Raw genomic sequence first — 2503 nt, 5'->3', positions numbered from 1 at the left:
GTGGGCCCACAACGGGCGGGGCGCGGGTCTCGTCGCGTCAGTCCTCGTAGCCCTCTGCTGCTCGGCGTTCGCGGAGTTCCTTGATGGCCTGGCGGCGGGCCAGGCGGTGGGTGCGGCGGATCTGGGCTTCCTGGTTGCGGCGCTTGTCCTGCTCCGTCTCCGGGATGACCTGGGGGACCGGGCGGGGCCTGCCCTCCGCGTCGACGGCCGCGAAGACCAGGTAGGCGGAGCCGACCTGGGTGGCGGGCGTGGACTCGTTCCAGCGCTCGGCCATGACCCGCACGCCGACCTCCATCGAGGACCGGCCGGTCCAGTTGACCTGGGCCTTCACGTGCAGCAGGTCTCCGACCCGTACCGGCTCCAGGAAGGCCATCTCGTCCATGGAGGCCGTGACCGCCGGGCCGCCCGAGTGCCGGCCCGCGACGGCGCCCGCCGCGTCGTCCACCAGCTTCATGATCACGCCGCCGTGCACCGTACCGAGGAGGTTGGTGTCGTGGCTGGTCATGATGTGGCTGAGGGTGGTGCGGGACGCGGAGGTCGGCTTGCCCGGGATTCCATCCCGCATATCGCCCTGATCTGTCATGTCCTCCACCTTATGCCGGGTCCGGCCTCCGTCCCCGTCGGGTCCGGTTTGCATCAGCTTGGCAACAGCAGCGGTCCGATCTTCTACCCGGACTGTCGCCCGGAAAGGCCCGCCCGGCACACTGGTCCGCATGAATGACTGGCCCGATCAGCCCGAGGGACCCCGCCGGATGAGCCATGTGCAGCGCCCGCAGGTTCCGCAGCAGCCGCCGCGTTCCCAGCAGGGCTACGGCCAGGGCGACCAGGGTTACAACCCGAACTTCACGCAGGCGCAGAGCCAGGGGTACGACTCCGGTTACAGCTCCGGTCAGGTGTACGGCGGCCCCCAGGGCGGCGGTCACCAGGGCGGCGGCGGTCTGGGCGGCATTCCCCCGCAGTACGCGCCTCCCGGGCCCGGTCGGCCCGCGCCGGACTGGCGCAAGCGGATCAAGGTCGGCTCGATCGTGCTCGTCGTCGCCGTCGTCGCCTGGGGCATCGGCACCTACGCCTGGGCCAGCTCCCAGATGCGCAACGAGGTCGATCTCTCCAAGGTCATCGAGCGGCCGGAGGAGGGCGACTGCACGACGTACCTGATCGTCGGCTCCGACAGCCGCGAGGGCATGTCCGCCGAGGAGAAGAAGAAGCTCCACACCGGCTCCGCCGAGGGCAAGCGGACCGACTCGATGATGATCCTCGCGGCCTGCTCCAGCGGGAACACGATGGTCTCGCTGCCCCGTGACTCCTGGGTGACGATCCCGAACTTCGTCGGCTCCGAGTCGGGCAAGTCGTACCCGGCCCGTGGCGGCTCCAAGCTGAACGCGGCCTACGCGATGGACGGCCCCGAGCTGCTCGTGCGGACCGTCGAGTACAACACCGGCCTGCACATCGACCACTACGCGGAGATCGGCTTCGCCGGCTTCGCGAACATCGTGGACGCACTCGGCGGCGTCGAGCTGAACATCGAGAAGGGCTTCAAGGACAAGAAGTCCGGCGCGAACTTCCAGGCGGGCACGCAGACCCTCAACGGCGAGCAGGCCCTGGCCTTCGTCCGTACCCGGTACGCCTTCGCCCAGTCGGACCTCCAGCGGACGAAGAACCAGCAGAAGTTCCTCTCCGCCCTCGCGAACCAGGCGGCGACGCCGGGCACGATCCTCAACCCGTTCGCGCTGTACCCGACGCTCGGCGCCGGTCTGGACACGCTGATCGTGGACAAGGACATGTCGCTGTACGACCTCGGGAAGATGTTCTTCGCGATGAAGGGCATCAGCGGCGGCGACGGCAAGTCCATGAACATGCCGCTCGCGGGCAGCGCGCCGCAGAACTCCCTGAAGTGGGACATGCCGAAGGTGAAGCAGCTCGTCGAGCAGATCAAGAACGACGAGCCGGTCACCGTCACCTCGGACCGCTGACCCGCTGACCCGCTGGTGGCCGCCCGGCCCGGAAGAGGGGTCTTCCCAGCGAGGCGGTGTGCCGTGTCAGAGGACAGCAGGTTCTGGGCCTCCGGTGACTGGCGGGTCCCCGAGGGGAAGGAAGACGGGTTCATCGAACGGTGGACGGCCTTCCTGACCTGTTCGGCGCCCGCAAGGGCCTGTGCGGCGGGATGCGGGGCGCCGGCTGCACGCCGGCCGTGGCCATATGGCGAGCGGTGAAAGGGGCACCCCTTGAGGGGTGCCCCTTTTCCGTGCGGCCGTTACGGGAGGTTGCGGGCCATGACGATGCGCTGGACCTGGTTGGTGCCCTCGTAGATCTGGGTGATCTTGGCGTCGCGCATCATGCGCTCGACCGGGTAGTCACGGGTGTAGCCGTAGCCGCCCAGGAGCTGCACGGCGTCGGTGGTGACCTCCATCGCCACGTCGGAGGCGAAGCACTTGGCCGCCGCGCCGAAGAAGGTCAGGTCGCCGTCGACCCGCTCGGACTTCGCTGCGGCCGCGTAGGTGAGCTG

At 69.1% G+C, this 2503-nt stretch carries 3 protein-coding genes; 1 reads left to right on the top strand and 2 read right to left on the bottom strand.

Annotated elements, in window-relative coordinates; all coding sequences use genetic code 11:
* Positions 1–37 precede the first annotated feature (37 nt).
* Positions 38–583 carry an acyl-CoA thioesterase gene (locus CCN56_RS16950; protein WP_086827761.1) on the bottom strand — a complete coding sequence of 182 codons (546 nt, stop codon included), beginning with the start codon at positions 581–583 and terminating at the stop codon, positions 38–40.
* 130 nt (positions 584–713) lie between these two features.
* Here CCN56_RS16950 and CCN56_RS16945 point away from each other — a divergent pair, with 130 nt between their 5' ends.
* Positions 714–1970, top strand: coding sequence for an LCP family protein (locus CCN56_RS16945; RefSeq protein ID WP_256962005.1), 1257 nt, complete (start codon positions 714–716; stop codon positions 1968–1970).
* A 281-nt stretch (positions 1971–2251) separates the two neighbouring features.
* Here the strand turns inward: CCN56_RS16945 and CCN56_RS16940 are convergent.
* A partial coding sequence (locus CCN56_RS16940; protein ID WP_256962004.1) for an acyl-CoA dehydrogenase family protein occupies positions 2252–2503 on the bottom strand: 252 nt, incomplete at its 5' end.

This window comes from Streptomyces sp. NRRL B-24572 (assembly GCF_002156145.1).
Taxonomy (GTDB): Bacteria; Actinomycetota; Actinomycetes; order Streptomycetales; family Streptomycetaceae; genus Streptomyces; species Streptomyces vietnamensis.
The sequence above is the reverse complement of the archived record's forward strand: the minus strand, read 5'-3'. Positions and strand labels throughout refer to the sequence as shown.